Below are 23,476 nucleotides of genomic sequence, written 5' to 3' on the forward strand. Positions count from 1 at the left end.
CGCTCCGCGAGTTGCCTCTCCGGCTCGTCATTCGCGAAGTGCCCCGTACATCTGTGCCCGACACTGAGTGCCGACGAGCCAGCATCCTGCCAGCAGGGATGCGGAGGCGCCGGAGGACAGCTTGGCTGAAGAGTTCCACCCGTCGAACGAGATTTCTGAGGCGTCGACGGCCCCCCGCAAAGGTCGTCTGAGCCGCCGCGTCGCCGCGAAAGCGCCCGCGACCCGTTCGACCGCCACCCGCCCGCACCCCGTCCGCAGCTTCGTGACCGTCGCCGCCGTCGCCGGCATGGTCGCCACCGTGGCCATCCCCGCCTTCGCGGCGGCCGACCGCGGTGACGTCGCCGAGGCGCGCACGCTGCAGCAGATCTCCGCCGACGACGCGCAGTCGTTCGTCGTCGCCTCGGAGGGCAGCCCCGAGACGCTCGAGCGCGGCGGCTACTCCGCCACGACGCCCGAGGAGATCGCGGCCGCCAAGGCGAAGAAGGCAGCGGAAGAGGCGGCCAAGGCTGCTCTCGCCGCGCGCCTCGCCGCGGCATCCAGCGCGTCGAGCTCCAGCTCGCGGTCGTCGAGCTTCTCGTCCTCGGTGCCGCTCGTCGCTCCGGGATCGGGCACCGTACGTCGCCCGCTCGCTAACTTCAACAACTTCGGCCGTCCGTACGCCGGTCACAAGGGAACCGACTACATGGTCGGTCGCGGCGAGCCGATCTACGCGGTCGCCGACGGCACCGTGGTCGCCTCGTCCGAGTCCGGACCGGGGTGGGGTGTGTACGTGAAGATCGCCCACAACATCGGCGGCACGAGCGTCACCTCGCTCTACGCGCACATGGACTGGGGCACGCGTCGCGTCTCGGTCGGTGAGAAGGTCTCGGCCGGGCAGCTGATCGGTCAGGTCGGCGACAGCGGCCGCGCCAACGGCACCCACCTGCACCTCGAGATCCGCGTGAACGGCGGATACACGAACGCCGAGTCCTGGCTGCAGGCCAACGCGGGCTGACGACACACGGCATCCGTTCGTCTGCTGTTCGCCCTCGGGTATCCCTGGGTGTATTACCCTGACCCCGACGCTCGTTCGAGCCGAGGGGAGCCGCATGGACATCCAACTCCGCATTCGCAACCGGAATGCGCTAGGTCGGCATGTGCTGCGGCATCGTGTGCACGATTGCCACGACGTCGGTCGTGCGATGAAGGCGCTGTCATCATGACAGCGCCTTTTTTCGTGCCCGCACCCCTCTCGACCCGTGCCGCGTCGACGCAACGGAAGGCCGCTGAAGCCGTCACGGCAGTTCGAGAGGACACCCCATGCGCACCCTGGTGCTGAACGCAGGTTACGAACCCCTGGCCGTCGTCTCCTTCAAACGAGCGCTCGTGCTCGTCATGACGGAGAAGGCCACCATCATCGAGCGCGTCGAGGAGGATCCCGTCTGGGGGACCCGAGACGTGTACGACCGCCCCGCCGTCATCGTGCTGACCCGCTACGTGCGGATCCCCGCCGGGCGTCGCGTGCCCGTCACGCGCCGCGGGGTGCTGCGGCGCGACGGCAACCGGTGCGCCTACTGCGGCAAGAGCGCGACGACGATCGACCACGTGCTGCCGCGGTCGCGCGGGGGAGCGGACTCGTGGGAGAACCTCGTCGCCGCGTGCTTGCGGTGCAACAACGTGAAGGGCGACCGGACGCCCCAGGAGATGCACTGGGAGCTGCGGTGGACGCCATCGGCCCCGCGCGGCGCCGGCTGGCGCGTGCGCGGCACCGAGCGCACCGATCCGGCCTGGGAGCCGTACCTGGCGCTCGCCGCGTAGGCGGTTCGGTCGGAATACTCGTGGACGGGTCGCGCTCCTCTCGCTTATACCCCTAGGGGGTATAAGCGAGAGGAGCGACATGCACGCGGAGCACGACATACGCGCGGGCCACGATGTCCACTCCGGGCATCAGGGCCATGACATGCACGGCGGGCACGGCGACCACGTCGGGCAGTTCCGGCGGCTGTTCTGGATCAACCTGCTGATCGCGGTTCCGGTGGTCGCGGCCTCGCCGATGTTCGCGATGATCCTCGGGTACGAGGTGCCGGGGTGGATGCGGTGGGTCGCCCCCGTCCTCGGAACCGTGATGTTCGTGTGGGGCGGCCGGCCGTTCCTCACCGGTGCGGTCGCCGAGCTGCGACGCCGCTCGCCGGGCATGATGCTCCTCATCGCCCTCGCGATCACCGTGGCGTTCCTCGCGTCGTGGGGGGCGAGTCTCGGCATCCTGCACCACGAACTCGAGTTCTGGTGGGAGCTCGCGCTCCTCATCGTCATCATGCTGCTCCGCGAGGTGTGAGGGCGGGGCTCACTCCCCGGAGGCGACCCACGCGTACGGCAGGAACTTGCCGTCGATCGTGATGACGACGCGGTCGCCGTCGGGGTGGGGGACCCGGTCGAGCGAGATGCTGCAGTTGATGGCGCTCATGATGCCGTCGCCGAAGCGGTCGTGGATGAGGGCCTTCAGGGCCGGTCCGTAGACCTGCACAAGTTCGTGGAGGCGGTAGATCGTGGGGTCGCTCGACAGGTCGGCCTCCGCAGCACGGTTGGGTTGGCGCGTCAGCGCGTCGACGTGAGCCGCGTCGAGACCGAGCGCGGCGCCGAGGCGTTCGGCTTCCGTCTCGGTGAGGGCGTGCATGCCGAGGACGGCGGCCGCTGTCCAGACCGGTGGCCGGCCGATGAGCTCGCTCACGGCGTCCCACGAGAGCCCGGCCTTGCGGCGGAGCTCGTCGATGACGGCGCCGGCGGCCTGCTTGCTGAGGAGCGGGGTGAGCGTCATGAGGGTTCCTCTCGTCGGGGTCGTCCCCCACTCGACCAGCTCGAACGGCGCGGGAAGCAGGAAGATCGCGCACGGATGCCGGCATTCCGCGCACGTGTAACACGGTCGCCACGCGCGCGACCCGCCGAGGCAAAGCGCGCTGCCTAGCGTGGGCGCATGGCGGCCTTGGACCGGTGGATGCACGCGGTGGTGGATGCCGTCGCGCAGCCGCTGTGGGTGATCGGTCCCGGCGGGGCGGTGGCGCACGTCAACGCCGCCGCCGGGCGCCTGCTCGGCTACGACGATGCGCGCACGCTCGTCGGTGGGTCGAGCCACGAGATGCTGCACGCCCGTCGGCCCGACGGCTCTGCCTATCCCGCCCACGAGTGCCCCATCGTCCATGCGTCGTCCTCGGGCGGTGATCCGCACGGGGTCGAGGTCTTCGTGACCCGTGCGGGGCGGCCGGTCGACGTCGCGTGGCGGGTGGCGGACCTGCCTCTGCCGGAGCATCGCCTGCTCTCGTTCGCCCCGCAGCCGGGCGTGCCCGTCGGGCGGGGTGTGCCGTCGGCGTCCGCTCTGCGTGCGCGGATCGCGGCGCGTCACCGGGACCCGGAGTTCGGCGTCGACGTTCTGGCCCGCGACGCGCACGTCTCGGTGCGCACCGTGCAGGCCGTTCTCGGGCGCGTAGGGGAGAGTCCGGCGACGCTCATCCGCGAGCACCGCCTCGCGTCGGCGCGGGAGCTGCTGCGCGAGGGGATGCCGGTCGCCGCCGCCGCGTACGGCGCGGGTTTCCGGGATGCCGACACCTTCGCGCGCGCGTTCCGTCGCCGCTTCGGCGTGGCGCCCGGTGCGTTCGCGCGCGCCGCGCGCTGAGCCGCGGCATCCGCTCGAGGCGGGAGGCCGGCGCGAGACGGCATGACGCGCCTGAGACGGGACGGTGTCTCGCGCGCGTCAGGCAGTCTCGGCACCGGGGGCGATCGATGTCGGAGGCCGTGCGTATCTTCGAACTCGACCGCTTGAGTCACTCGAACAAAGCTTCTACCATGTCGAGGTGAGATCCATCGTGCGAAACACCGCCACTGCCCAAGAGGTGCAGCGGCTGCGTGCGCAGATGGCAGAGATCCAGGGGCGCAAGCTCGATGCGCCGCCCCTTCCCACCCATCCTGCACTGGCCGAGCTGCTGCCGGGCGGGGGACTGCGCCCCGGTTCGTCGTATGCGATCGGCGGTTCGATGTCGCTGCTGTTCGGTCTGCTCGCGCAGCCGTCGCAGACCGGCAGCTGGTGCGGAGTCGTCGGGATGCCGGGGTTCGGCGCCGAAGCAGCCGAGAAGGCGGGGGTCGACCTCTCGCACCTCGTGCTGATCCCGGAGCCTGGGCCGCGCTGGCTCGCGGTGACCGCGACGATCGCCGACGTGCTGCCGGTCGTCGCAGTGCGGCCGCCGAGCAGAGCGAAGGATGCCGAGATCTCACGTCTCGCGGCCCGCATGCGCGAGCGGGGGGTCGTGCTGCTCGTGCAGGGGCCGTGGCCGCAGACCGAGGCGATGATCGACGTGACGGATGCCCGGTGGTCGGGGCTCGGCGATGGGTACGGCGTGCTCGAGGGGCGCGAACTGACCGTCACGGTGACGAGCCGGCGCTTTCCGGTGCCGCGGTCGTCGCGGATGCTGCTGCCCGCCCCCGACGGCGCGATCGCGGTGCGCGCGCAGCCCGTCGCCCCCGTGGTCGACCTGCCGATGCGGGCGGTGAGCTGATGGATCCCGCGCTCGTCGACACCGGCACCGAGCCGGTCCGCAGCCTCGTCGTGTGGGTGCCGGACTGGCCGGTCGTCGCGCTCGCCCGCGAGGGCCTCGCCGACGCCGCGCAGCCGATCGCCGTCTTCGCCAAGGGGATGGTCGCGGCGACGTCGCCCGCCGCGCGCGGCGACGGGGTGCGACGGGGGATGCGGCGCCGCGACGCGCAGGCGCGGTGCCCGCAGCTGCAGGTGGTCGACGCCGACGACGCGCGCGACCACCGTACGTTCGCGCCGCTCATCGCCCGGCTCGAGGAGATCGCGCCGGGGGTGCAGCTGCGCGAACCGGGGCTGTGCGCGCTGCGGGTGAAGGGTCCGGCCCGCTTCTACGGCGGCGAGGCGGGCGCGGCGACGGCGCTGACCGGCGCGCTCGCCGAGCTCGGCGTGCTCGACGTGCGTGCTGGCGTGGGCGACGGTCCGTTCACGGCGGAACAGGCGGCGCGGGCGACCGGCGCCGACACTCCGCTGCGGATCGTGCCGCCAGGCGGCGCGGCCGGGTTCCTGTCCCCGCTGCCGGTGTCGGCGCTCGAGGACGAGGGCATCGCGAGCCTGTTCGCGCGTCTCGGCATCCACACCCTCGGTCAGCTCGCCGCGCTGCCGCCGCAGCGGCTCGTCGAACGGCTCGGTCCCCGTGGGGCGCGGTTGCATGCGCTCGCGTCGGGGCTCGATTCGCAGCCCGTGCAGCCGCGCACACCCCCGCCCGAGCTCGAGCGCGAGGTGAGCTTCGAGCCGCCGCTCGAGATCGCCGACCAGGTCGCCTTCGGCATCCGGCTCGCGGCGGAGCAGTTCATCTCGGGGCTCGGCGCCGTCGACCTCGTCTGCACGGAGCTCCGGGTCGCGCTGACAGGCGACCGCGGCGACCACAGCGAGCGGGTGTGGCTGCATCCGGGCGCGTTCGATGCGGCGGCCGTCGTCGACCGGGTGCGCTGGCAGCTCGCCGAGCGCGGTCTCAAGAGCGCCGTCGCGAAGGTGCGGATCGCGCCCGAGAAGGTGGACGCGGCATCCCATCACGTGAAGGGGCTGTTCGGCTCGGGGCCGGAGGAGCGCGTGCACTCGGCGCTCTCGCGCGTGCAGGCGATGCTCGGGCACACCGGCGTCGTGACCCCGCAGGTCGGCGGCGGGCGCTGGCTCGCCGAGCGGCAGGTGCTCGTGCCGTGGGGGGACCGTGCCGTGATCGCCGAGCGGGCACGGCCGTGGCCGGGGAGCCTGCCCGATCCGCTGCCGGCGACGGTGTTCCCCGAGCCGGTGCCGGTCGCCGTCATCGACCGCGACGACGACATGGTCGCCGTCGACGGCCGCGGCGAGCTGACGGCCGAACCGGTCGCGCTGATCCTCCCCGGGGCGCCGGACGCGTCGGGGGCGCGCAGGCCCCGGCATCCGCGTCGCATCGCCTCGTGGGCGGGACCGTGGCCCGTCATGGAGCGGGGGTGGGATGCCGCCCGCGCCCGTCGCGCGCACCGGTTCCAGGTCGTCGACGAGGCGCAGACGGCGTGGCTGCTCGTGTGCGAAGAGGGTGTCTGGCACGCCGAGGGCAGGTACGACTGATGGGCTGGGGCAACAACCCGTCGGTGTCGTGGTCGGAGATGGAGCGGATCCTCAGCGACCGGCGCCGGCCCGAGGGGGCGCCGGCGGGCACCGACGGCGGCGACAGTCCGGCGTGGTCGCACAAGCGAGGGAAGTACCGCGCGCCCGAGATCGAGCGGCCGCGGAATGCCGTGCCCTACGCCGAGCTGCACGCGCACTCGTCGTTCTCGTTCCTCGACGGGGCATCCTCGCCCGAGGACCTCGTCGAGGAGGCGGAGCGGCTCGGGCTGCACGCTCTCGCGATCACCGACCACGACGGGTTCTACGGCATCGTCCGGTTCGCCGAGGCGGCCGAGCACCTGCAGCTGCAGACCGTGTTCGGTGCCGAGCTGTCGCTGGGGCTGCCCGGTCCGCAGAACGGCGAGCCCGATCCGCACGGCACGCACCTGCTGGTGCTCGCTCGGGGCGAAGAGGGGTACCACCGGCTCGCCGCCGCCATCACGCACGCGCAGCTGTCGGGAGGTGAGAAGGGGCGCCCGGTGTACGACCTGCACGACCTCGCCGACCGGGCGGGCGGGCACTGGCAGGTGTTGACCGGATGCCGCAAGGGCGCCGTCCGGCAGGCGCTCGCCGCCGACGGGCCGGCCGCCGCGGCGTACGAGCTCGACCGACTCGTCGACCTGTTCGGGCCCGAGCGGGTCGACGTCGAGCTCATCGACCAGGGGGCGCCGACGGACTCGCGCGACAACGACGTACTCGCCGCCCTCGCCGCCGAGCGCGGGCTGCCGGTCGTCGCGACGAACAACGTGCACTACGCCGTGCCCGAGAAAGTGCACCTCGCGGCGGCGGTCGCGGCGGTGCGGGCGAACCGCGGGCTCGACGAGCTCGACGGCTGGCTGCCCTCGCATGCGAGCGCGCACCTGCGGTCGGGCGCCGAGATGGCGCGGCGGTTCCGGCGCTATCCGGGAGCGGTCGAGCGCACCGTCGTGCTCGCCGACGAGCTCGCGTTCCCGTTGCGCCGCGCGAAGCCCGCACTGCCGAAGATGCAGGTCCCCGAGGGGCACACGCCGATGACGTGGCTGCGGCACCTCGTATGGGAGGCGGTTCCCCGCAAGTACCCGGATGCCACCGACGCGAACCGTGCGCGCATCGAGAAGGAACTCGGCGTCATCGAGCAGAAGGACTTCCCGGGGTACTTCCTCATCGTGCACGGCATCGTGCAAGAGGCGCGGCGCCGCGGCATCCTCTGCCAGGGGCGGGGATCCGCCGCGAACAGTGCCGTCTGCTACCTGCTCGACATCACGGCGATCGACTCGATCTTCTACGATCTGCCGTTCGAACGGTTCCTGTCGGCGCTGCGCGACGAGGAGCCCGACATCGACGTCGACTTCGACTCGGATCGGCGCGAGGAGATCATCCAGTGGGTCTACGAGACCTACGGACGCGAGCGGGCGGCGCAGGTCGCGAACGTCATCCAGTACCGGCCGAAGAACGCGGTCCGCGACATGGCGAAGGCGCTGGGGCATTCGCCGGGGCAGCAGGATGCCTGGTCGAAGCAGGTCGAGCGCTGGGGGGCGGTGCTCGACACCCCGCCCGATCACGACATCCCGGAGCGGGTGATCGAGTATGCGGGGGAGCTGTTGAAGACGCCGCGGCATCTCGGCATCCACTCCGGCGGCATGGTCCTGACGGACCGTCCGGTCGGTGAGGTCGTGCCGATCGAGCACGCGCGCATGGAGAACCGCACCGTCATCCAGTGGGACAAGGACGACGCGGCGTGGATGGGGCTCGTGAAGTTCGACCTGCTGGGGCTCGGGATGCTCGCCGCCCTGCAGTACTGCTTCGACATGATCCAGGCGGCGACGGGGGAGACCTGGTCGCTCGACACGATGCCCAAGGAGGAGGCCGCGGTCTACGACATGCTGTGCCGCGCCGATTCGATCGGCGTGTTCCAGGTCGAGTCGCGCGCGCAGATGGGGCTGTTGCCCCGCCTGCAGCCGCGGAAGTTCTACGACCTCGTGGTCGAGATTGCGCTCATCCGGCCGGGACCGATCCAGGGTGGCGCGGTGCACCCGTTCGTGCGGCGCAAGCTCGGCGACGAGAAGATCACCTACGCGCACCCGAAGCTGAAGCCGGTGCTCGAGCGAACGCTCGGCATCCCGGTGTTCCAGGAGCAGCTCATGCAGATGGGCATGGCCGTGGGGGATCTGTCGGGGGAGGATGCCGACCTGCTGCGCCGCGCGATGGGGTCGAAGCGCGGGATCGAGCGGATCGACTCGCTGAAGAAGAAGCTGTACGAGGGGATGGCGCGCAACGGCCTGACCGGCAAGGCAGCTGACGACATCTACGTGAAGATCCAGGCGTTCGCGAACTTCGGGTTCGCCGAGAGCCATTCGCTGTCGTTCGGGCTGCTCGTGTACGCGTCGTCGTGGCTGAAGCTGCACTATCCGGCGGCGTTCCTCGCCGCACTCCTGCGCGCGCAGCCGATGGGCTTCTACTCGCCCGCGACCCTCACCGCCGACGCCCGCCGGCACGGGGTGGAGGTGCGCCGCCCGGATCTGCACGCGTCGGGGGTGGACGCGGGGCTCGAGCCGGTGGACGGGGACGAGGCTGGAGCGGAGGTCGGCCGTCGCGCGGGGACCGGCCTTGCCGCGGAGGTCGGCCGTGCCGCGGAGATCGGCCTTGCCGCGGAGGTCGGCCGTCACGAGGATGTTTCGGGCGGGATTCCTCCTCGGGAGCGCAGATCTCCGCTCGAAGGCCGGGATGCCGAAGGGCGGGATGCCGGGGGTGCCGGCCCGGGCGACGGCTCCGATGCCGAGGGCCGCTGCCCGCCGACGGGCCGGGACTCGTGCACCGACCGCATCCAGCCGCCGGTGCCGGAGTTCGACCGGTCGCTGCCGGACGACTCGGCGGCGCATCGGCGGGACGGCAACTTCGCGGTGCGGCTGGGGCTCGCCTCGATCACGGGCATCGGCGTGCCGTTGGCGACGAAGATCGTCGCGGAGCGGGAGGCATCCGGTCCGTACCGGGACCTGCGTGACCTTGTGCGTCGCACCGGCGCGACGGCGGCGCAGCTCGAGGCGCTCGCGACGGCGGGCGCGTTCGAAAGCCTCGGGATCACGCGGCGCGAGGGCATCTGGTTGGCGGGGGATGCCGCGCAGGACCGGCAGGAGTTCCTCGAGGGATCGCTCGTGTCGGTGCAGCCGCCGCTGTTCCCCGACCAGTCGAGCTACGACGTGCTCGCCGCGGACCTGTGGGCGACGGGCGTGTCGGCCGACGACCATCCGCTGACCCACTACCGGTTGCAGCTCGACGCGCGCGGGGTGATCACCTCACGCGGCATGCGCGAGCACGAGGTCGGTCGGCGCATCGAGGTCGCGGGTCTGGTGACGCACCGGCAGCGGCCGGCGACGGCATCCGGCATCACGTTCCTCAACCTCGAGGACGAGCACGGCGTGATGAACGTGATCTGCTCGGTCGGGGTGTGGAACAGGTACCGCCGCATTCTGCGCGACAGTCCCGCCCTCATCGCTCGCGGCATGCTCGAGCGCTCGCCGGAGGGGGTGACGAACCTCGTCGCCGACGCGTTCGAGGATCTGCGGGTCGGGGTGCAGCACCGGTCCCGGGACTTCCGGTGACCGGCGCCGCACCCCGCGCCTCACGCGGCGGCCGCGCGCCGCCGCTGCACCGCGTCGACCGTGACGTCGACCACGACGAACGCGGCGAGCGTCCAGCCGACGAGCGGCAGCGCGAGACCGATCAGCACCCCGCCGACGACGACGGCGGTGACGCCCCACCAGGGGGCGCCGTCGAGCACACCGCGGCGGGGCGGCATCCCGACCCGTGCGGTCTTGGTCGGGCGGCGCTTCACCCACATCACTTAGCCGAGCAGCACCATGCCGGCGATGCCGACGGCCAGCAGCAGCATGACGATCTGGTTGGCGAGGCCGAACATCGTGCCCGTGTGGAAGAGCAGCTGACTCGCGGTCACCGCGACGGCGAGCCGGACGACCGACAGGTGGCGTCCCGCGAGGGCGGTGCAGAAAGCGAACGAGAGCACGAGCGGCACCGCGACACCGAGCCAGCCCGGCATCGCGCCGCCGGCGGCGACGTGCGAGAGGAGTGCGGCCCACGTGGCGAGGGATGCGGCGGCTTCGCCGCGAGCGACGCGGGAGGGACGGGAGGGGCGCACGCGTCCATCACCTCAGGAGTGTTCCTGCCGAGATTGCAACCCCTGGGATCGCGTCGTCCCGCGCCCGTACCGTGAGGTGACGATCGAGGGTCGGAGGCCACCATGTCGAACCAGGCACAAAGGAACGCAGCGATGCAGCGGAAGCAGATGGGCTCGGGCGCGTTCATCGCGATCTTCATCAGCCTCGTGTTCCTCGTCGTCGCGGCGGGCTTCGCGATCCTCGGGGTGCTGTTCATCACCAACCCGATGCCCGTGATCGTGCTGGGTGTCCTGATGCTGATCGGAGCCGTCGTGCTCCTCGCGACGAGCGGCGCCTGCATCGTCGCGAGTGTGCAGGCGATCGCCCGCCCGGCGAAGGCGAAAGCGCGCGTCGACCGCATGGCGTGACGAGCTGACGCCGATCGGTGCGAGGATCGGCGGATGCTGGCTGATGTGCTCGAGTTCCTCGGCGAGGCGGTCGTGGGAGTGCGCGAGGCTCTCCGGGGCCCGCGCTTCATCACGGTCGCTTCCGGTTGATCGACGGCGCGGCGGACGGGATGGCGCGCGGCGAGGAGATCTCGGCGGAAGCGATCGTCGATCACCGCACCATCACGCTCGGCGAGCTCGAGCTGACGGGCGTCGCGGTCTCATCGCAGGCGCTGCGGATCTCCTATCTCGACGACATCGACCAGCGCGCGCACGTGGTGCGCGTCGAGTTCGACGGCGGCGCCGGGGAATGGACGATCCCGGCATCCGTGGATCTGCGAAGACTCCGCAAGCGCATCGGCGCCTCGTTCTGACCCCGGCCCTGACGCACGAGAGCCCCGAACCGATCGGTCCGGGGCTCTCGGGAAGTTCTGGCTCAGACGGCCTGCGCGAGGGCGAAGCCGACGGCGCCGTCCTCCTGCACGCGGGCGTCGAGGATGCGGTCGTCGAGCGCGACGCTGGCCGCCTGGTCGACGAACACTCGCGCGCCGTCGCTCTCGACGACGGTGTCGCCTTCTTCGGGAGCGGCGGCGAGGGAGAGGGCGTACCCGTTCTGCGGGTCGGCAGCCTCGGCGATACGGAGTCCACCGGTCTCGGTGGGGATCTGCGAGGCGAGGTTCTTGACGGCGCTGCTGGCGTTCTCGGTGAGAGTGAGCATGATGCTCCCTTCCGTGGATTGCGGGCGTGAGTCGGCCACGATTCCGAGAATCAACTCGTCCTGCAACCGCTGACACACCTTGCCCCGGCACTCACACGGTTTACGGAGGTTCGCGGGAGCGAACTGCGGGCGTCATCTGAACCGCGCAGAACTGAGTTCAGATGAAAGTGGGCGGAGGCCGAGGCAACAGCCCCGGCCTCCGCCCACTTCTGCGATGTCACTTGATCGCGACGAAGATCTTGTCCGCGATCATGCCCGGGCTGACGGCGAGGACGCCGTCTGCAGGCGCGGGGACCTGGATGGTGCGGTTGCCGGTTGCCGAGGCTCCCTCGTAGAGCGGGCTCAAGGAATCGAGCTCGTCCGGACCGACCACGAGCTTCTCGAATGCATCGACGGTGACTCCATCTGCGGTCACGTAGTCGATCCCGACGAAGGCGGGAGACTGTCCGTCGGGGTCATTGCCGGTGTAAGTGATCGTCACGTTGACCGAGATGTAGACGGTGCCCTCGTCGGCGGGCTCGTTGAACTCGTTCTCCGCGGCGACCTCCTCGTTGGCGTCGAGATCGACGGAATTGACGACGACCGTCCAGTCCTCGCCCTCGATCGGAGCACCGAGTGGTGCGGGGTTGGCGCGGGTTCCGACCTCATCGCCAGCTGCTTCCTCGGTGTCCGCAGGCTGCTCCTCGTCGGTCTCCTCGACGACCGTCGAGTCGCCGACGGACGACTCGGAGCCTCCGAACGAGTCGTTGAAAGCGGTAGCGACCACGGTCATGAAGACGATCACACCCACGATCGTGCCGACGATCGAGACGATCACCGCGGTGATCGCCTGCGACTTGGGCTTTCCGGACATGAAGAGTCCGACGATGCCGAGAATGAATCCGACTGGCAGCAGGACCCATCCGACGATGAGAGCGCCCGGGATGCAAGCGAAGATGAAGCCGATTGCCGAGATGATGAGCGCGATGATGCCGACTGTGTTGCGGCCTTTTTTGGCAGGTGGCTGCTGAATCGGCTGCGGAGCCGGAGCGGGCGCGCCCTGATACGGCGGCGGAGTAGTGGTCATGAAGAACCCCCAGGGTGGTGCGGTGAAGCAGCACGGCGGGTCGGGTGCGGACCAAGTCCCCATTCGCCCCGCGTGCCATATGAATCTTTAATCTATCTCTTAGAGAAGACACACGTTTGTCACAGGAACAGCACGATGTACGGCTGCGACCGACAGCCACCGGCTGACGCCCGGGATCATCCGCCCGGCGTACGCGGATCATCACGCGGGCCGATTCCGCGCGGCGGCGCAACGGCTTGGCTGGAGTCATGTCCCACCTCACTGCATCCTCGTCGTCCCGTCGTCTTCGTCTCGCCGCTGCCGCCGGCCTCGTCGCACCGCTCCTCGCCCTGACTCTCGCCGCCTGCAACCCGATGGACGTGCTCGAGAAGGTGCACTCTGAGGAGTTCGACGACCGCGCGGCCGCTGAGAAGGGCTGGGTCGGGGTCGCCATGCCGGAGTGGATCCCGGCCGATGCCACGAAGATCAAGAACACCGCCACGAACGACGAGACCAATTCCGTCATCGCCGTCGAGGGCGGTAGCGCTCCGGAGGGCTGCGAGAAGAAGGAGCGTCTGGCGCTGCCGTTCGATGACCGTTACGGCGAGCTCGGCGAGCCGCTGCCGACGGAGGTGTTCGCATGCGAGCCGTACGAGGTCGTCCAGACCGAGACGGGGTGGCTCGGCTGGTTCAACGCGCGCGAGGAGAATCAGACGCCCGACGACCTCCGGTGAGACACTGGAGCCTCGATCTCTCGGGGAGGCAACGATGGGGCGGATGAGGATGCCGGTGGCCGGCGCGTGTACCGGTGCGCTCGCCGCCGTCGCGGTGCTGCTGCTCGCGGGGTGCGCCCCCGAGCCCGTGCCGACCCCCACGGCATCCGTGTCCTCTCCGGCGCCGACCGCGTCATCGCCGTCGCCGTCGGTAACGCCCGCCGCGTCGCCGTCGCCGAGCGCGACCCCGACGCCGAACGGTCCGCCGGCGACGCGTCCCGTCGAGCCGCCGACCGGCACCGACCCGGATGCCGCCGGCATGAGCGCCGCGCAGGCGGGGGAGCTGTGCGCCGCCGAGCAGCGGAACGGGTTGGGCGCGGGCGACACGCAGGTCGGGGGTCCGACGGCGTACGAGCGGACGATCGACCCGCAGTGGTACGTGACGATCCTCGCCGAGAACGAGTTCGGGCAGTACTACCAGGAGTGCGTCCTGGGCGGTTCTGCCGACGACCCGGAGTGGTCTGTCGTGCAGCAGACGCCGGAGGATCAGCTGACGAAGGCGCATATAGAGCAGATGCGCACCGAGAACGAGGGGTTCGACGAGGACCGCTGACCGCCGGATACGGTGAGGCATGGCCATCACCGTTTTTCCGCCGCGCGACTTCGCCCTCGACGGGCAGCGCTGCCGCGTGCACGTCTACGACGTCGTCACGGGCACAGATCGCATCGTGTTCGAGACCGACGAGATCCTGCTCGAGGCGCCGAACTGGGCGCCGGAGGGTCTGCTGCTGAACGGCGCGGGAAAGCTGTGGTCGCTCGAAGCGGATGCCGACGGTGGCGACCTCAGCGAAGTGCCGCTCACCGGCATCCCACCGATCAACAACGATCACGTGCTGGTGCCGGGGACGGCCGACATCCTGCTGTCGGCGAATGACGGCCAGATCTACCGTGCGCCGCGCGCCGGGGGAGAGGGTGTGCGGATCACGGATCCGGACGACCCGTTCATGCACTTCCTGCACGGGGTGAGCCCGGATGCCGCGTGGATCGCGTACACGGCGCTGTCGATCGACGACGGGCGGGTGCTGTCGGCGAACCTGCGGACGGCGCGGATCGACGGAGCGGACGATGTTCCACTGACGCTGGGTGACGTCGCCGACGGCAGCGAGTGGGCGCCGGATGGATCGTGGATCTACCTGAACACTGAGCAGTTCTCCGAGACGCCCGGGCACGCCCAGATCGCGCGGATGCACCGCGACCGGTCGCAGCTCGAGCAGCTGACGTTCGACGACCGCGTGAACTGGTTTCCGCACCCGTCGCCGACGGGCCGGGATGCGGTCTACATCAGCTTCCCGCCGGGGACGCAGGGGCACCCGGCCGATCTCGAGGTCGAGCTGCGGCTCGTGCGGAACGGTCGCTGGCGGCATCCCGAGACCGTCGCGACGGTGTTCGGCGGGCAGGGGACGATCAACGTGAACAGCTGGACCTCGGACGGGTCGCGGTTCGCGTACGTCGACTATCCGGTGGGGTGAGGCGGCGTCAGCAGTCGACCTCGGGGACGGGCTGGTCGTCGAAGGTGACCACCGAGCGACCGTCGAGCGGTCCGTCGAGTTGCGCGACCAGAGTCGCCGGCGAGGCGTCCGCCGGGTAGGAGCCCGAGCCCGCCGTGTTCAGCGACACCGTCGGGAACCTGCTGCAGCTCGCGGCGTACAAGGGCTGACGCTCGCGGGCGCGCGGCTCCCGGCATTCCGGCCGAATCACCATCCGGCTGCCGAGTCACCAGCGAGATGTGCGCATTCGGGTGGTGATTCGGCACGCGAGCGGTGATTCGGCAGCGGCTGACGGTCAGAACGCGATCGCCGCGAAGCGCTCGCTGATGAGGCGGTGCGCCTCGGGGCTCGGGTGCAGCCGGTCGGGGAGCGGGTGGGTGGCGGCATCCGCTTCGCCGTAGAGGGCGAGGCCGTCGACGAGGTGCAGGTTCGGGTCGTCGCGGTGGGCGTGGACGTCGGCGAGGGCGTCGCGGATGACGCGGAGCGTGAGGCGTCCGCCCGCGGTGTCGCCGGGGGTGCCGGCCGCGCCGAAGAGCAGCGTGCCGGTGGCGAAGGATTCGGGCTCGATGATGCCGGGGCCGGGGGTGTCTTCGTGGATGCCGCACCAGATCGGCGTGATGAGGTGCAGGGGCGTGTCGGGGTGGCCGTCGCGGATCGTGTCGAGGAAGCCGTGCACCGCCGGGACGAACGCGCGCAGCCGCATGGCGTCGGCGTTGACGACGTTGATGCCGAGCGCGACGCTGATGACGTCGGCGGGGGTGTCGCGGATGACGCGGGCCATGAACGGGTCGACCTGGGCGCTGCCGCCGACGCCGAGGTTGCGCAGGTCGAGTCCGGCACGGCGGGCGGCGAGCGAGACCCACGTGGAGCTCGGTTCGGTCGCGTTGGAGCCCTGGCTGATCGAGCTGCCGTGATGCACCCAGCGCGGGCGCGCGGTCGTGTCGGGCGAGGCGGGGGCATCGGCGCGCAGCGCGAGCAGCTCGATGGTCTCGTTGTGCGGCAGCCAGAGCTCGACGAGCTTGTCGCGCGGCTCGAGTCCGTCGACGGTGATGCGTTGGGTGGGCCCTTCGACGAGCTGGCGGATGCCGGTGGCCGGATCGGTGTCGACGGTGTCGCCGCCGTCGAGTTCGACGCTGGCGTGCAGGGCGCCGTCGATGCGGACGTCGACGCGTCCGCGCGGGCGGGAGAGTCCGCGCAGGGTGGCGCGCGTCGAGTGCAGATCGAGCTCGAGGCGGGATGCCGCAGTGCGCACCGCGATGCGGGCGCCGGCGGGCTGCGCCTCGACGCCGAGGAGTTGCGGCTCGGGGTACTGGGTGCGGACCCACGCGGGCAGGCGGTGCGGGCGCAGGCCGCGCTCGGTGGGTTCGAGCTCGGCGAGTCCGCGGACGGTCGTGGTGTCGAGGGTGATGTCAATCATGAGGGGTCCTTGGTGGTCCAGGTGCGGAGGGCGCGGTCGAGGGCGTCGAGCGCGCGGCTCCAGGAGGTGTCGGTGGCCTCGTCGCGGTGGGCGAACGACGAGGCGGATTCGAGGGCGAGGTAGCCGGCGATGGTGGCGCTCGCGAAGCGCACCGCGTGGACGGTCTCGCCTTCGGGCAGGTCGTAGTCGCCGAGCGAGCCGACGACGAGCGCCGAGATGCGGGATGCCGCCGGCTCGGTGATCTCGTCGCGCTCGACCGGCTGCGAGATCATCGCCCAGCGCGCCGGGTGCGCGAGCGCGTAGGTGCGCTGCGCGTTCGCGAGGGCGCGCAGGGTGGCCGCGTCGCCGATGGTGTCGGCGAGCTCGTGGAAGATCGCGGCCTGGACGGCGCTGCGGAGCGCGGCGAGGTCGCGGACGTGCGCGTAGAGGCTGGCGGTCTGCACGCCGACGCTCCGGGCGAGTGCCGACATCGAGAGCGCGCCCGGTCCGTCGGTGTCGATGAGGTCGAGCGCCGCCCGGGTGAGAGCGTCGGGGGAGAGGTTCGCGCGGGGCACGAAGAGTTAACCTACACCCTTTAGGTTTCGATGCGGTCGTGCGAGCATGGCGGCATGAACCCGGACGACGAGTTCCCGCGCCTGCACGGTCAGGCGATCGATCCCGCGGTGCTCGCCGAGGAGGGTGAGCCGTTCGCCGATCTGGTGAGCCGTCACAGGGGCGAGTCGTTCGAGGTGCCGCAGCCGAACGGCTGGCGTGTGCTCCGAAGGCGCGGTGAGAGTGTCGGAATCGGCGCCCCGTTCGACGCCGAACGGACGCTCTGGCATCTCGCATCGGTGCGTCCGGGCGAGGAGGTGTGGTTCATCGACGAGCCGGAACCGCTGCGCGCGAGCCTGGCGGATCGGCGACGTGGGCTCGAGCTGCGGTGGCCGGATGCGGTCCGGCGGGACGCAGCGCCGGACGGTTTCGCGGTCGACATCGTGAACACCGGCGATACGCGGTGGGTGCCCGACGGTGACGGCTTCCACGTGGTCGGCACGGTCGCTCTGGTGGGGGATGAGTCGTTCTACGTCGGCTGGGCGACGATGGGCGGGCCGCGGGCCGTGCCGCTCGATTCGGGTGAGTACGCGCGTGTGCCGGTGCAGATCGACCGGTCGTCGTGGGCAACGCTCGCACCCGGCGAGTACGATCTGCACGCTCTTCTGGTGCCGCTGATGGTGCGGAGCGAGCCGTTGCGCATCCAGGTCTCGGCACAGGCGATCGAGCGTGTGCAGATGGCGGGTCGCTCGCGGGACGGTGACCGCCATCGGCGAGCCATGGAAGACGATCTTCGCCGACAGCGGGTGCTGCTGGATGCCACGTCCCGCCTCGCCGACATCGGCGCGGCCATCGACAACACCTCGACCGAAGAGGAGGCGCTCGCCGCGATCGAGGCTCTGCTGGGAGTGGGCCCGGCCGCTGCACGTGAGGTGTTCCGGGCATCCGTCAGCGATCTTCACGAGTCGTCAGCGGTATGGCGTCGGGAGCGCGTCGCCGAGACCGAGCAGAAGCTCGCCGACTAGCGAACTCCGCCGCGCGGGGGAGGCGTGCGGCGGCACGCGCGGCTTACCGTCGGTGACGAGAGAAGGAGCACGGCATGCCACGACAGAGGAATGAGACTCCGGTCGCGGTCTGGTACTTCATCGCGGCGACCTTCGCGGGAACTTTGCCGAACCTGCTGTTCCCGGGAGTGGATGCCTGGGTGCGCATCGTCTTCGCCCTGATCGGTGTCGTGCTGATCGCCGCCGGCATCGTGCGGTTGAAGGCCGAGATGGGTTGGGGTGCCAAGCCCAAGGGTGATGAGCCACCGTCGGGCACGTCCCCTGACGTCTGAGCGCGTCAGGCGCCGGTCTGCGGCAGTCGCGACGTCCTGAACTGGCCGAGCGCCAGCAGCAGGAGGATGACGGCGGCGCAGGCGAGCCACCCCGGCCAACTGAGCGGCGACGCGGCGAGGGGCTGCAGGTCGGGCGTCGACACGAGGAACGCGAAGCCGGCGGCGGCGTTGAACGCGCCGTGGCCGAGGACGGCGGGCCACACGTTGCCGGAGCGCAGGCGCAGCCAGCCGAGCAGGATGCCGAGGCTGAGGCATCCCATCACCATGAGGGCGAGCCCGAACAGGTTGGGTTCGGCGAAGTTGTAGCCGAGCAGGATGATCGGCGCGTGCCAGAGGCCCCAGATTGCGCCGCTGATGAGCAGCGCCGGCCAGGTGCCGAGGGGACGGAGCGCGGAGAGCAGCCAGCCGCGCCACCCGAGCTCTTCGCCGAACGCGAGGAACGAGTTGATCACCGCGCCGACGGGGATGAAAGCGATCTGCGTGATGACGAGCACGCCGACGGGGACTGCGACGTTCGGCGTTCCGGCGGCGTCGAGCTGCGCCTGGAGGGCCGCGGCGAAGCCCGAGAAGTTCACGAGGTCGAGCTGCAGCGCTCCTGTCGCGGCGGCGATGAACGTGGCGAGCACCGGCACCAGGATGGCGATGCCCAGGCCGATGCCGAGCAGGCCGAAGAACCGGCCCAGCGGCTTGATCGGGACGAGGGCGAGCATGCGCCAGGCGCGCCGCCCGGCGGTGCGCCTCAGGAACAGGGTGACGATGAGCGCGGCGACCGCCGGCGTGAACATCATCACCGGCAGGAGCAGCGGCGCGATGGGGGTGGCGAGCCCGTTGCCCAGCCAGAGGGGGAGCGTGACGAGCCACGCGAGCCCGCACGCGAGGATGGTGAACGCGATGACTGCGATCCACGGGACGGTGGTCGTTCCGCGCGTGTCTGGAGTGGTGGGGGCGGATGCCGGGGGTGCGGGGTCCGTGCTCATGGTGGGGTGGCCTCCTGGTGGCGAGGTGCTTCCGCCGGTGTGGTCAGTCGGCAGTCACATCAACCGAGCCCCGGGTTCTGGCCCAGGGACCGGGAGTGTGCTGTCAGGTTGTGAAGGTCAGACGGTGGCCGCGGCTATTTGCCCAAGGACTTTTTCGCGGTAGCGCTCCTGGTTCATGTAACGCGAGTAGTGATCAATTTGCACGACCCGATGACTGCGATGGAAGTCGGGCGTGAGTGATGAGTAGGCGAGATGGCCGAAGACCAGAATCAAAGGGTTGGAGTCGAGTGCTTCGAGCTCCTGATTGAGTCGGGTGAGGTGAGCGGCCACAGCCTCCGGGTGTTCTGCTCGCCACTTCCGCACGATTTTGGAGTCAGTCTCAGGCAGGTCTGTGAACACATCCGTCATATAAGCGCCCCAGTAGGGCGTATCGCGAAAGGCGAAACGAATCTTGTAGTCCTGCGCGCGGCCAGACGGGTCGTGGAAGTTCCGCCATGGTTCCGGCTTCATCTCGACGCCTCGGCTCGACGCGTTCAGCCCAAGAAGAACCACGCTGGGGTTGAGGTCACCGAGAAGCTCCGCGTTCTGGTCAGGATCCAGCACACTCAAATCACCCACTCGCGCTTTCGCCGGTTCTCCCGCCTCTGGACGAGCCCACACGGCCCACGAGGAAAACATGCTGTAGGTCTCGAGCAGGGAGTTGAAAGTATCCCGATCAATCAACGGTGAAATCCTTCGGTCGTATGCGCTCTGCTGATTGGACGCTTGCGCGCATCCTGCCAGGTGCGCTCCGCGATCGCCTACTCCAGGTATACGGGTGGGTAACAGCCTGGGTGTGGCGTCTAAATGAGGTCGTTCTGAATCTGGACATGCTGGCACGTCGGTCGCGCTACCGCCTTTTCGTTCGATCATGTTTAGCGGCTCGGGGCGAATCAGCCGCAGGTCCCTAAGACATACGCCGGGTCATCCGGCGTGACGAGGTCCCGGTCCCGCAGAACGACGGATGCCGGTGTCTCCGGGTCGGCGCAGACCTCGTCCCACGTGCGGGGGAGGTTGTCGGTGTACTCGATCGCGAGGACGTGGTCGCCGTAGACCTCGGTGTAGGCGGAGCATTCCTCGTAGGCCGCGCACTCCTCGACGACGGCGAAGTCGAACCCGGCGCGCGAGCGGAGGAGCGAGGCATCCTCGGCGGCGTTCTTCTGCCCGGCCGCGAGACCGACGTCGTGGGCAGTGTCGACGAGCAGGGTCGCGAGGTCGAGCGCGTCGTCGCGGGTGAGGGCGCCGTCGGTGCGGGTGTAGGTGTCGAGGTTGTCGAACTCGACGGCGTCGAACCCGTCGGACGCGCAGTCGCGGATCCACGGCCCGACGATCTTCGCGATCTCGTCCGCCTTGCGGGTGTCGAGGATGACCTCGTCCGGCCAGTCCGGGTCGATGACCGGCTCGCCCTCGTCATCGCGGAGTTGGAGGTCGTCGGGCCAGGCGTCAAGCTCACCCGGCTGCGTCTGGAAGCCGTTGACGTAACAGACGGAGTAGAGGTCGTCGACGGATGCCGCGGCCCGGTCGCGTACGACGATCTCGACGCCGTCAGCTGGCTCGTAGGCGCCGCCGAGCTGGTAGTCGAGCTGACCTCCGACGGGTGGGAGCTGCGGCCCGGCGGGTGGGTCGTGGGGCGGCGGCGACTGGCCGGCGCATCCGCTGAGTAGCAGCGCGGTCGCGGCGAGCAGGGGGAGTGCGCGCCGGACGGTCATGTCGCGAACCTACCGGACGCCGGGGGATCGGTAGACTCGACGGGCCAGCCTCTGTAGCTCAATGGAAGAGCAGTTCCGTCCTAAGGAAACGGTTGGGGGTTCGAGTCCCTCCAGGGGCACTACATCTTCGCTCCACGTGCCTCATACATGGAATGAGGCACGTCATCGCGCTGTGCTGAGACAGGGAGGACTGAGTCTCGTCGGATTGCGAGCGCGTAAGGGGTTCCTGCTGCGAGCAACAGACGGAGCGGGTCTTCTGCGTCCGAGCCGTCTTGTATCGACCACGTCGGATCGCGCTTCACCCGGTTCGTGTTCTGAGTCGTTGAACGACCGGCGACCGTGCGTGCAGCTTCACGCGTACGCAGGTGTCAGGCATTATGGGCGTGTGAGCGACCTCGAGGATCTTGTCCCCCCGCATGAGCCCGCGGAGGACGCAATCGCATTCGCAGGGCGCGCGGCGCTGTCGCTAATTCCCGCGGTCGGGCCGCTCGCCTCGGAAACACTTGCCTACGCTCTCGAGGCTCGCCAGGCTCAGCGTCAGCACCAGTTCAACCTGCAGATCGCCCGCGCGCTCACCGAGACGATGGACCGCATCGGCTCCGCTGCCACGCTCGAGGATGTCGTCAGTTCGGACGACTTCATCGCTGGTGTCACGCGGGCTCAGCGAGCTGCAGCCGAGACCGCAAGCGCATCGAAGCGGCAACGTCTAGCGGCTGCCGTCGCAAATGGCGGCGGGTGGGCTCCGTTCTCAGCAAGCGAGCGGGCGCAATTCGTCCGCCTTGTTGAAGATTTCGACGAGTTGCATGTTTGGCTGCTGCACTACTTCCAGAACCCCATGGAATGGCTCCAGGCTCGGGGGTTGTATGAGCAGCATTCCCGAATCTCCTCCGGAGGCATCGATGGCCCTCTCGGCGCGGCACTCGGCATGCGTCAGAGCGTATGGCGAGAATCCGTCGCACAAGCTGTCGCGGACCTCGACCGTGCCGGTCTTGCCTCAATCCCTCTGACCACCATGATGAGCCGGAACGGGATCTTCCAGCCCCGTACGTCGCCAAAAGGCGAGCGATTCCTCGAGTTCATCAACGAGTCCGACCATGTCGCTGCGGAACCACCAGGGTCGATCTAGTCGACGAGCATGCGAATCGACAGTGTGCCTCTAGTCGGCGAGTAGCTAACACGCCCATCCAAATGCGCCCGAGTACCGACCGCCTTCCGCGCGCTTGACAAGGGCGTCGGCGCCCCCAGAGGACGACGCAACCAACGCGCACTGTCCGGGCCGAGGCGTGTACGGGTTCGTCAGTAGGATGGCGACCATGCCGGGGACTGATGCGGAGCGTGGCGATGTTTACCGAGTCGATCGCGACGCGACGCTCGATCGCGACCCGAAGCAAGGGCCACGGCCGATGGTGTGCGTGGCGGAACAGCCACACGATGACCTCGCGTGGAAGGCGATGGCGCGGACCACGAGTGCGTTCCATCGCGAACTCGACCTGCACAGTCCTGCAGACCCCGCCACCGGGCTCACCGCTGAGGGGTGGTGGTCGTATCGATTCCTCCGCTCCGTCAAGAAGCGATGGACAGGCCACGCCGATATCTGCCGCTACATGGGAACGCTTCAGGACCCGGTGAAGTCAGAGGTTCTCCGGCACTACATGAGCCGCCCCAAGGCGAAGCGGGAGAACGGCGCGTGATAAGTTGGCAGACTTTGCCCGTTCGAACGCCCCCGAGGAGTTGCCATGTCGCTCAGCCTTGACGACGCGCCGCATGGTGTCGCGCCGGACGCGTGGTTGCGTTCCGCTTCGGGCGACCCGCAGATCGGCGACCTTTGGCTGCTGTCTTGGGACACGCGAGCGCTCGGTCTCGTGGTCGTGTCCGGAGTTGCGCCGACCTTCATCCTCGGCTGGCCGGTGACGTTGCCCGGCGATCGGACATTCCCGCCCGCGATCCGCGTGGAGGGGTCACCGCTCGGGGAGATTGCGGTGTGGCCCTCGCGCGAGACCGGAGTCGGTAACCACCTGCTTCATCGACGGTTCGGCACCGCGCTGTCGGCGCGGACGATGCACCTGCTCGCCGATGCGTTTGAGGATGGTACGGAACCGGTGCTCCCCTTCGCGACGTCAGACATGGGCCTGGAGGAGCGCGAGGCCGCTAGCGACCAGATGGTCGACTCGTGGGAGGCGATAAACCTCAACGTCTGGCCAGTGCCCCGACCCGGCATCACTCCCCTCGACGCCGACGTCCTCCGCGCCACCGGAACCCTGGTCGGCGACCTCGCCGAAATCCTCTCCACCTCCGTGCCGGCCGCGGTCAGTCTCTACAACGGCGAGTCGGTCCCGACGCCGTCCGAGCTCGAGGTGCTCGTCGCAGCGCTCGGCGTGCCGACCGAGCAGCTTCTTCGCTCGCAGCCCGACGCCGAGACGGTCGCCATGCTCGCACCCGACATTAAGGACGACCTTGTGGAGATCAGTCGACGTCGGGCAATCGGGGAGGAAGCCGCTCGAGACCTCGTCCGCAGCCAGTTCGCGCTCGCCGCTCGTTCGGATGGCGACGCGCGCTCGCGGCTCGACGCCGCGATCCAACGCGTCCTGGGTGGGATGGAGCCGTGACGTCGGAAGACGAGTTCCGCGCCCTCATCCAGGCGAAGAACTACCGGCAGATCGCTATCGACCTAGGGCGTGTCTGACAAATAGTTCGGTGGTTCGCTGAGAGCCTGGGCTCATGTCGCGGTTTCAGATGCTTTCGGATGCGCAGTGGTCGTTGAT

27 protein-coding genes, 1 tRNA gene and 1 pseudogene are annotated in these 23,476 nt (G+C 69.8%); 18 read left to right on the plus strand and 11 right to left on the minus strand.

Features of this window, described 5'->3' with window-relative positions:
• Positions 1–121: 121 nt before the first annotated feature.
• The 3 genes and pseudogenes from AB0P29_RS07615 to AB0P29_RS07625 all read left to right on the plus strand — a co-directional run.
• Positions 122–994 carry a M23 family metallopeptidase gene (locus AB0P29_RS07615; RefSeq protein WP_363379267.1) on the plus strand — a complete coding sequence of 291 codons (873 nt, stop codon included), beginning with the start codon at positions 122–124 and terminating at the stop codon, positions 992–994.
• A gap of 305 nt (positions 995–1,299) precedes the next feature.
• Positions 1,300–1,797, plus strand: a complete 498-nt coding sequence (locus AB0P29_RS07620) for an HNH endonuclease (RefSeq protein WP_064001540.1) — start codon at positions 1,300–1,302, stop codon at positions 1,795–1,797.
• Positions 1,798–1,876: 79 nt separating this feature from the next.
• A pseudogene (locus AB0P29_RS07625) lies at positions 1,877–2,302 on the plus strand (heavy metal translocating P-type ATPase); the annotation flags it as partial.
• A gap of 21 nt (positions 2,303–2,323) precedes the next feature.
• On the opposite strand, the gene cynS reads toward AB0P29_RS07625, so the two are convergent.
• The gene (gene cynS, locus AB0P29_RS07630; RefSeq protein ID WP_363379268.1) at positions 2,324–2,794 is read right to left on the minus strand and encodes a cyanase; all 471 of its coding nucleotides are present in this window, start codon (positions 2,792–2,794) and stop codon (positions 2,324–2,326) included.
• A 156-nt stretch (positions 2,795–2,950) separates the two neighbouring features.
• Between cynS and AB0P29_RS07635 the strand changes: the two genes are divergently transcribed.
• The 4 genes from AB0P29_RS07635 (at position 2,951) to AB0P29_RS07650 (ending at position 9,723) form a co-directional block, all read left to right on the plus strand.
• Positions 2,951–3,646: a helix-turn-helix domain-containing protein gene (locus AB0P29_RS07635; protein WP_253035777.1), complete on the plus strand. Its 696-nt coding sequence runs from the start codon at positions 2,951–2,953 to the stop codon at positions 3,644–3,646.
• A gap of 190 nt (positions 3,647–3,836) precedes the next feature.
• On the plus strand, positions 3,837–4,523 hold the full coding sequence (locus tag AB0P29_RS07640; RefSeq protein ID WP_064002422.1) for a hypothetical protein: 687 nt from the start codon (positions 3,837–3,839) through the stop codon (positions 4,521–4,523).
• Positions 4,523–6,106 carry a DNA polymerase Y family protein gene (locus AB0P29_RS07645; protein WP_363379269.1) on the plus strand — a complete coding sequence of 528 codons (1,584 nt, stop codon included), beginning with the start codon at positions 4,523–4,525 and terminating at the stop codon, positions 6,104–6,106. The genes AB0P29_RS07640 and AB0P29_RS07645 overlap by 1 nt, the downstream gene beginning before the upstream one ends.
• Positions 6,106–9,723, plus strand: a complete 3,618-nt coding sequence (locus AB0P29_RS07650; protein WP_363379270.1) for an error-prone DNA polymerase — start codon at positions 6,106–6,108, stop codon at positions 9,721–9,723. Before AB0P29_RS07645 ends, AB0P29_RS07650 begins: the two co-directional genes overlap by 1 nt.
• Positions 9,724–9,743: 20 nt before the next feature.
• On the opposite strand, the gene AB0P29_RS07655 is transcribed toward AB0P29_RS07650, so the two are convergent.
• On the minus strand, positions 9,744–9,956 hold the full coding sequence (locus tag AB0P29_RS07655; protein WP_363379271.1) for a hypothetical protein: 213 nt from the start codon (positions 9,954–9,956) through the stop codon (positions 9,744–9,746).
• 9 nt (positions 9,957–9,965) lie between these two features.
• Complete coding sequence (locus AB0P29_RS07660; RefSeq protein ID WP_363379272.1) at positions 9,966–10,277, minus strand: hypothetical protein; 312 nt, start codon at positions 10,275–10,277, stop codon at positions 9,966–9,968.
• 132 nt (positions 10,278–10,409) lie between these two features.
• Here AB0P29_RS07660 and AB0P29_RS07665 point away from each other — a divergent pair, with 132 nt between their 5' ends.
• Both AB0P29_RS07665 and AB0P29_RS07670 read left to right on the plus strand, forming a co-directional pair.
• A complete protein-coding gene (locus tag AB0P29_RS07665) occupies positions 10,410–10,664 on the plus strand; it encodes a hypothetical protein (RefSeq protein WP_311284177.1) in 255 nt (84 codons plus the stop codon).
• 125 nt (positions 10,665–10,789) lie between these two features.
• Positions 10,790–11,056, plus strand: coding sequence for a hypothetical protein (locus AB0P29_RS07670; RefSeq protein WP_253035857.1), 267 nt, complete (start codon positions 10,790–10,792; stop codon positions 11,054–11,056).
• A gap of 62 nt (positions 11,057–11,118) precedes the next feature.
• Here AB0P29_RS07670 and AB0P29_RS07675 read toward each other — a convergent pair whose 3' ends face one another.
• Both AB0P29_RS07675 and AB0P29_RS07680 read right to left on the minus strand, forming a co-directional pair.
• Positions 11,119–11,400 (minus strand): Fe-S cluster assembly protein HesB, encoded by a 282-nt coding sequence (locus AB0P29_RS07675; RefSeq protein WP_363379273.1) that lies wholly within the window; start codon positions 11,398–11,400, stop codon positions 11,119–11,121.
• Between the two features lie 217 nt (positions 11,401–11,617).
• Positions 11,618–12,466, minus strand: coding sequence for a DUF308 domain-containing protein (locus tag AB0P29_RS07680; protein ID WP_363379274.1), 849 nt, complete (start codon positions 12,464–12,466; stop codon positions 11,618–11,620).
• A 248-nt stretch (positions 12,467–12,714) separates the two neighbouring features.
• Here AB0P29_RS07680 and AB0P29_RS07685 point away from each other — a divergent pair, with 248 nt between their 5' ends.
• The 3 genes from AB0P29_RS07685 to AB0P29_RS07695 are packed head-to-tail and all read left to right on the plus strand — an operon-like array spanning position 12,715 to position 14,687.
• Positions 12,715–13,179, plus strand: coding sequence for a hypothetical protein (locus AB0P29_RS07685; RefSeq protein ID WP_363379275.1), 465 nt, complete (start codon positions 12,715–12,717; stop codon positions 13,177–13,179).
• A 55-nt stretch (positions 13,180–13,234) separates the two neighbouring features.
• The gene (locus AB0P29_RS07690) at positions 13,235–13,771 is read left to right on the plus strand and encodes a hypothetical protein (RefSeq protein ID WP_363379276.1); all 537 of its coding nucleotides are present in this window, start codon (positions 13,235–13,237) and stop codon (positions 13,769–13,771) included.
• A 19-nt stretch (positions 13,772–13,790) separates the two neighbouring features.
• Positions 13,791–14,687, plus strand: a complete 897-nt coding sequence (locus AB0P29_RS07695) for a hypothetical protein (protein WP_363379277.1) — start codon at positions 13,791–13,793, stop codon at positions 14,685–14,687.
• 7 nt (positions 14,688–14,694) lie between these two features.
• Here the strand turns inward: AB0P29_RS07695 and AB0P29_RS07700 are convergent, their stop codons facing one another.
• From AB0P29_RS07700 to AB0P29_RS07710, 3 genes are all read right to left on the minus strand, one after another.
• The gene (locus tag AB0P29_RS07700; protein ID WP_363379278.1) at positions 14,695–14,835 is read right to left on the minus strand and encodes a hypothetical protein; all 141 of its coding nucleotides are present in this window, start codon (positions 14,833–14,835) and stop codon (positions 14,695–14,697) included.
• 165 nt (positions 14,836–15,000) lie between these two features.
• Positions 15,001–16,122 carry a GDSL-type esterase/lipase family protein gene (locus tag AB0P29_RS07705; protein ID WP_363379279.1) on the minus strand — a complete coding sequence of 374 codons (1,122 nt, stop codon included), beginning with the start codon at positions 16,120–16,122 and terminating at the stop codon, positions 15,001–15,003.
• A complete protein-coding gene (locus tag AB0P29_RS07710; RefSeq protein WP_363379280.1) occupies positions 16,119–16,676 on the minus strand; it encodes a WHG domain-containing protein in 558 nt (185 codons plus the stop codon). The genes AB0P29_RS07705 and AB0P29_RS07710 overlap by 4 nt, the downstream gene beginning before the upstream one ends.
• A gap of 54 nt (positions 16,677–16,730) precedes the next feature.
• Here AB0P29_RS07710 and AB0P29_RS07715 point away from each other — a divergent pair, with 54 nt between their 5' ends.
• Both AB0P29_RS07715 and AB0P29_RS07720 read left to right on the plus strand, forming a co-directional pair.
• Positions 16,731–17,678 carry a hypothetical protein gene (locus AB0P29_RS07715; protein WP_363379281.1) on the plus strand — a complete coding sequence of 316 codons (948 nt, stop codon included), beginning with the start codon at positions 16,731–16,733 and terminating at the stop codon, positions 17,676–17,678.
• Between the two features lie 74 nt (positions 17,679–17,752).
• Positions 17,753–17,989 (plus strand): hypothetical protein, encoded by a 237-nt coding sequence (locus AB0P29_RS07720; protein WP_363379282.1) that lies wholly within the window; start codon positions 17,753–17,755, stop codon positions 17,987–17,989.
• Between the two features lie 5 nt (positions 17,990–17,994).
• Here the strand turns inward: AB0P29_RS07720 and AB0P29_RS07725 are convergent, their stop codons facing one another.
• From AB0P29_RS07725 to AB0P29_RS07735, 3 genes are all read right to left on the minus strand, one after another.
• Positions 17,995–18,966 carry a CPBP family intramembrane glutamic endopeptidase gene (locus tag AB0P29_RS07725; RefSeq protein WP_363379283.1) on the minus strand — a complete coding sequence of 324 codons (972 nt, stop codon included), beginning with the start codon at positions 18,964–18,966 and terminating at the stop codon, positions 17,995–17,997.
• 117 nt (positions 18,967–19,083) lie between these two features.
• On the minus strand, positions 19,084–19,689 hold the full coding sequence (locus AB0P29_RS07730) for a hypothetical protein (protein WP_363379284.1): 606 nt from the start codon (positions 19,687–19,689) through the stop codon (positions 19,084–19,086).
• Between the two features lie 209 nt (positions 19,690–19,898).
• The gene (locus tag AB0P29_RS07735; RefSeq protein WP_363379285.1) at positions 19,899–20,714 is read right to left on the minus strand and encodes an endo alpha-1,4 polygalactosaminidase; all 816 of its coding nucleotides are present in this window, start codon (positions 20,712–20,714) and stop codon (positions 19,899–19,901) included.
• Positions 20,715–20,761: 47 nt separating this feature from the next.
• On the opposite strand from AB0P29_RS07735, the gene AB0P29_RS07740 reads away from it, so the two are divergent.
• The 4 genes from AB0P29_RS07740 (at position 20,762) to AB0P29_RS07755 (ending at position 23,320) form a co-directional block, all read left to right on the plus strand.
• Positions 20,762–20,833 (plus strand) — tRNA-Arg (locus tag AB0P29_RS07740).
• Between the two features lie 266 nt (positions 20,834–21,099).
• Positions 21,100–21,840, plus strand: coding sequence for a hypothetical protein (locus AB0P29_RS07745; RefSeq protein WP_363379286.1), 741 nt, complete (start codon positions 21,100–21,102; stop codon positions 21,838–21,840).
• Between the two features lie 187 nt (positions 21,841–22,027).
• Complete coding sequence (locus AB0P29_RS07750) at positions 22,028–22,405, plus strand: hypothetical protein (protein ID WP_363379287.1); 378 nt, start codon at positions 22,028–22,030, stop codon at positions 22,403–22,405.
• A 45-nt stretch (positions 22,406–22,450) separates the two neighbouring features.
• On the plus strand, positions 22,451–23,320 hold the full coding sequence (locus tag AB0P29_RS07755) for a hypothetical protein (protein ID WP_363379288.1): 870 nt from the start codon (positions 22,451–22,453) through the stop codon (positions 23,318–23,320).
• Positions 23,321–23,476: the final 156 nt, after the last annotated feature.

The organism is Microbacterium sp. NPDC080220, assembly GCF_040686395.1.
In the GTDB taxonomy this organism is placed as follows: Bacteria; Actinomycetota; Actinomycetes; order Actinomycetales; family Microbacteriaceae; genus Microbacterium; species Microbacterium gawkjiense.

What these genes read in the sequence shown, in the direction of transcription:
- AB0P29_RS07705 (WP_363379279.1), bottom strand. Translation starts at nt 16,122, where the DNA reads ATGATTGACATCACCCTCGACACCACGACCGTCCGCGGACTCGCCGAG.
- AB0P29_RS07620 (WP_064001540.1), top strand. Translation starts at nt 1,300, where the DNA reads ATGCGCACCCTGGTGCTGAACGCAGGTTACGAACCCCTGGCCGTCGTC.
- AB0P29_RS07720 (WP_363379282.1), top strand. Translation starts at nt 17,753, where the DNA reads ATGCCACGACAGAGGAATGAGACTCCGGTCGCGGTCTGGTACTTCATC.
- AB0P29_RS07735 (WP_363379285.1), bottom strand. Translation starts at nt 20,714, where the DNA reads ATGACCGTCCGGCGCGCACTCCCCCTGCTCGCCGCGACCGCGCTGCTA.
- AB0P29_RS07685 (WP_363379275.1), top strand. Translation starts at nt 12,715, where the DNA reads ATGTCCCACCTCACTGCATCCTCGTCGTCCCGTCGTCTTCGTCTCGCC.
- AB0P29_RS07715 (WP_363379281.1), top strand. Translation starts at nt 16,731, where the DNA reads ATGAACCCGGACGACGAGTTCCCGCGCCTGCACGGTCAGGCGATCGAT.
- AB0P29_RS07695 (WP_363379277.1), top strand. Translation starts at nt 13,791, where the DNA reads ATGGCCATCACCGTTTTTCCGCCGCGCGACTTCGCCCTCGACGGGCAG.
- AB0P29_RS07755 (WP_363379288.1), top strand. Translation starts at nt 22,451, where the DNA reads ATGTCGCTCAGCCTTGACGACGCGCCGCATGGTGTCGCGCCGGACGCG.
- AB0P29_RS07665 (WP_311284177.1), top strand. Translation starts at nt 10,410, where the DNA reads ATGCAGCGGAAGCAGATGGGCTCGGGCGCGTTCATCGCGATCTTCATC.
- AB0P29_RS07650 (WP_363379270.1), top strand. Translation starts at nt 6,106, where the DNA reads ATGGGCTGGGGCAACAACCCGTCGGTGTCGTGGTCGGAGATGGAGCGG.
- AB0P29_RS07645 (WP_363379269.1), top strand. Translation starts at nt 4,523, where the DNA reads ATGGATCCCGCGCTCGTCGACACCGGCACCGAGCCGGTCCGCAGCCTC.
- cynS (WP_363379268.1), bottom strand. Translation starts at nt 2,794, where the DNA reads ATGACGCTCACCCCGCTCCTCAGCAAGCAGGCCGCCGGCGCCGTCATC.
- AB0P29_RS07635 (WP_253035777.1), top strand. Translation starts at nt 2,951, where the DNA reads ATGGCGGCCTTGGACCGGTGGATGCACGCGGTGGTGGATGCCGTCGCG.
- AB0P29_RS07725 (WP_363379283.1), bottom strand. Translation starts at nt 18,966, where the DNA reads ATGAGCACGGACCCCGCACCCCCGGCATCCGCCCCCACCACTCCAGAC.
- AB0P29_RS07680 (WP_363379274.1), bottom strand. Translation starts at nt 12,466, where the DNA reads ATGACCACTACTCCGCCGCCGTATCAGGGCGCGCCCGCTCCGGCTCCG.
- AB0P29_RS07750 (WP_363379287.1), top strand. Translation starts at nt 22,028, where the DNA reads ATGCCGGGGACTGATGCGGAGCGTGGCGATGTTTACCGAGTCGATCGC.
- AB0P29_RS07675 (WP_363379273.1), bottom strand. Translation starts at nt 11,400, where the DNA reads ATGCTCACTCTCACCGAGAACGCCAGCAGCGCCGTCAAGAACCTCGCC.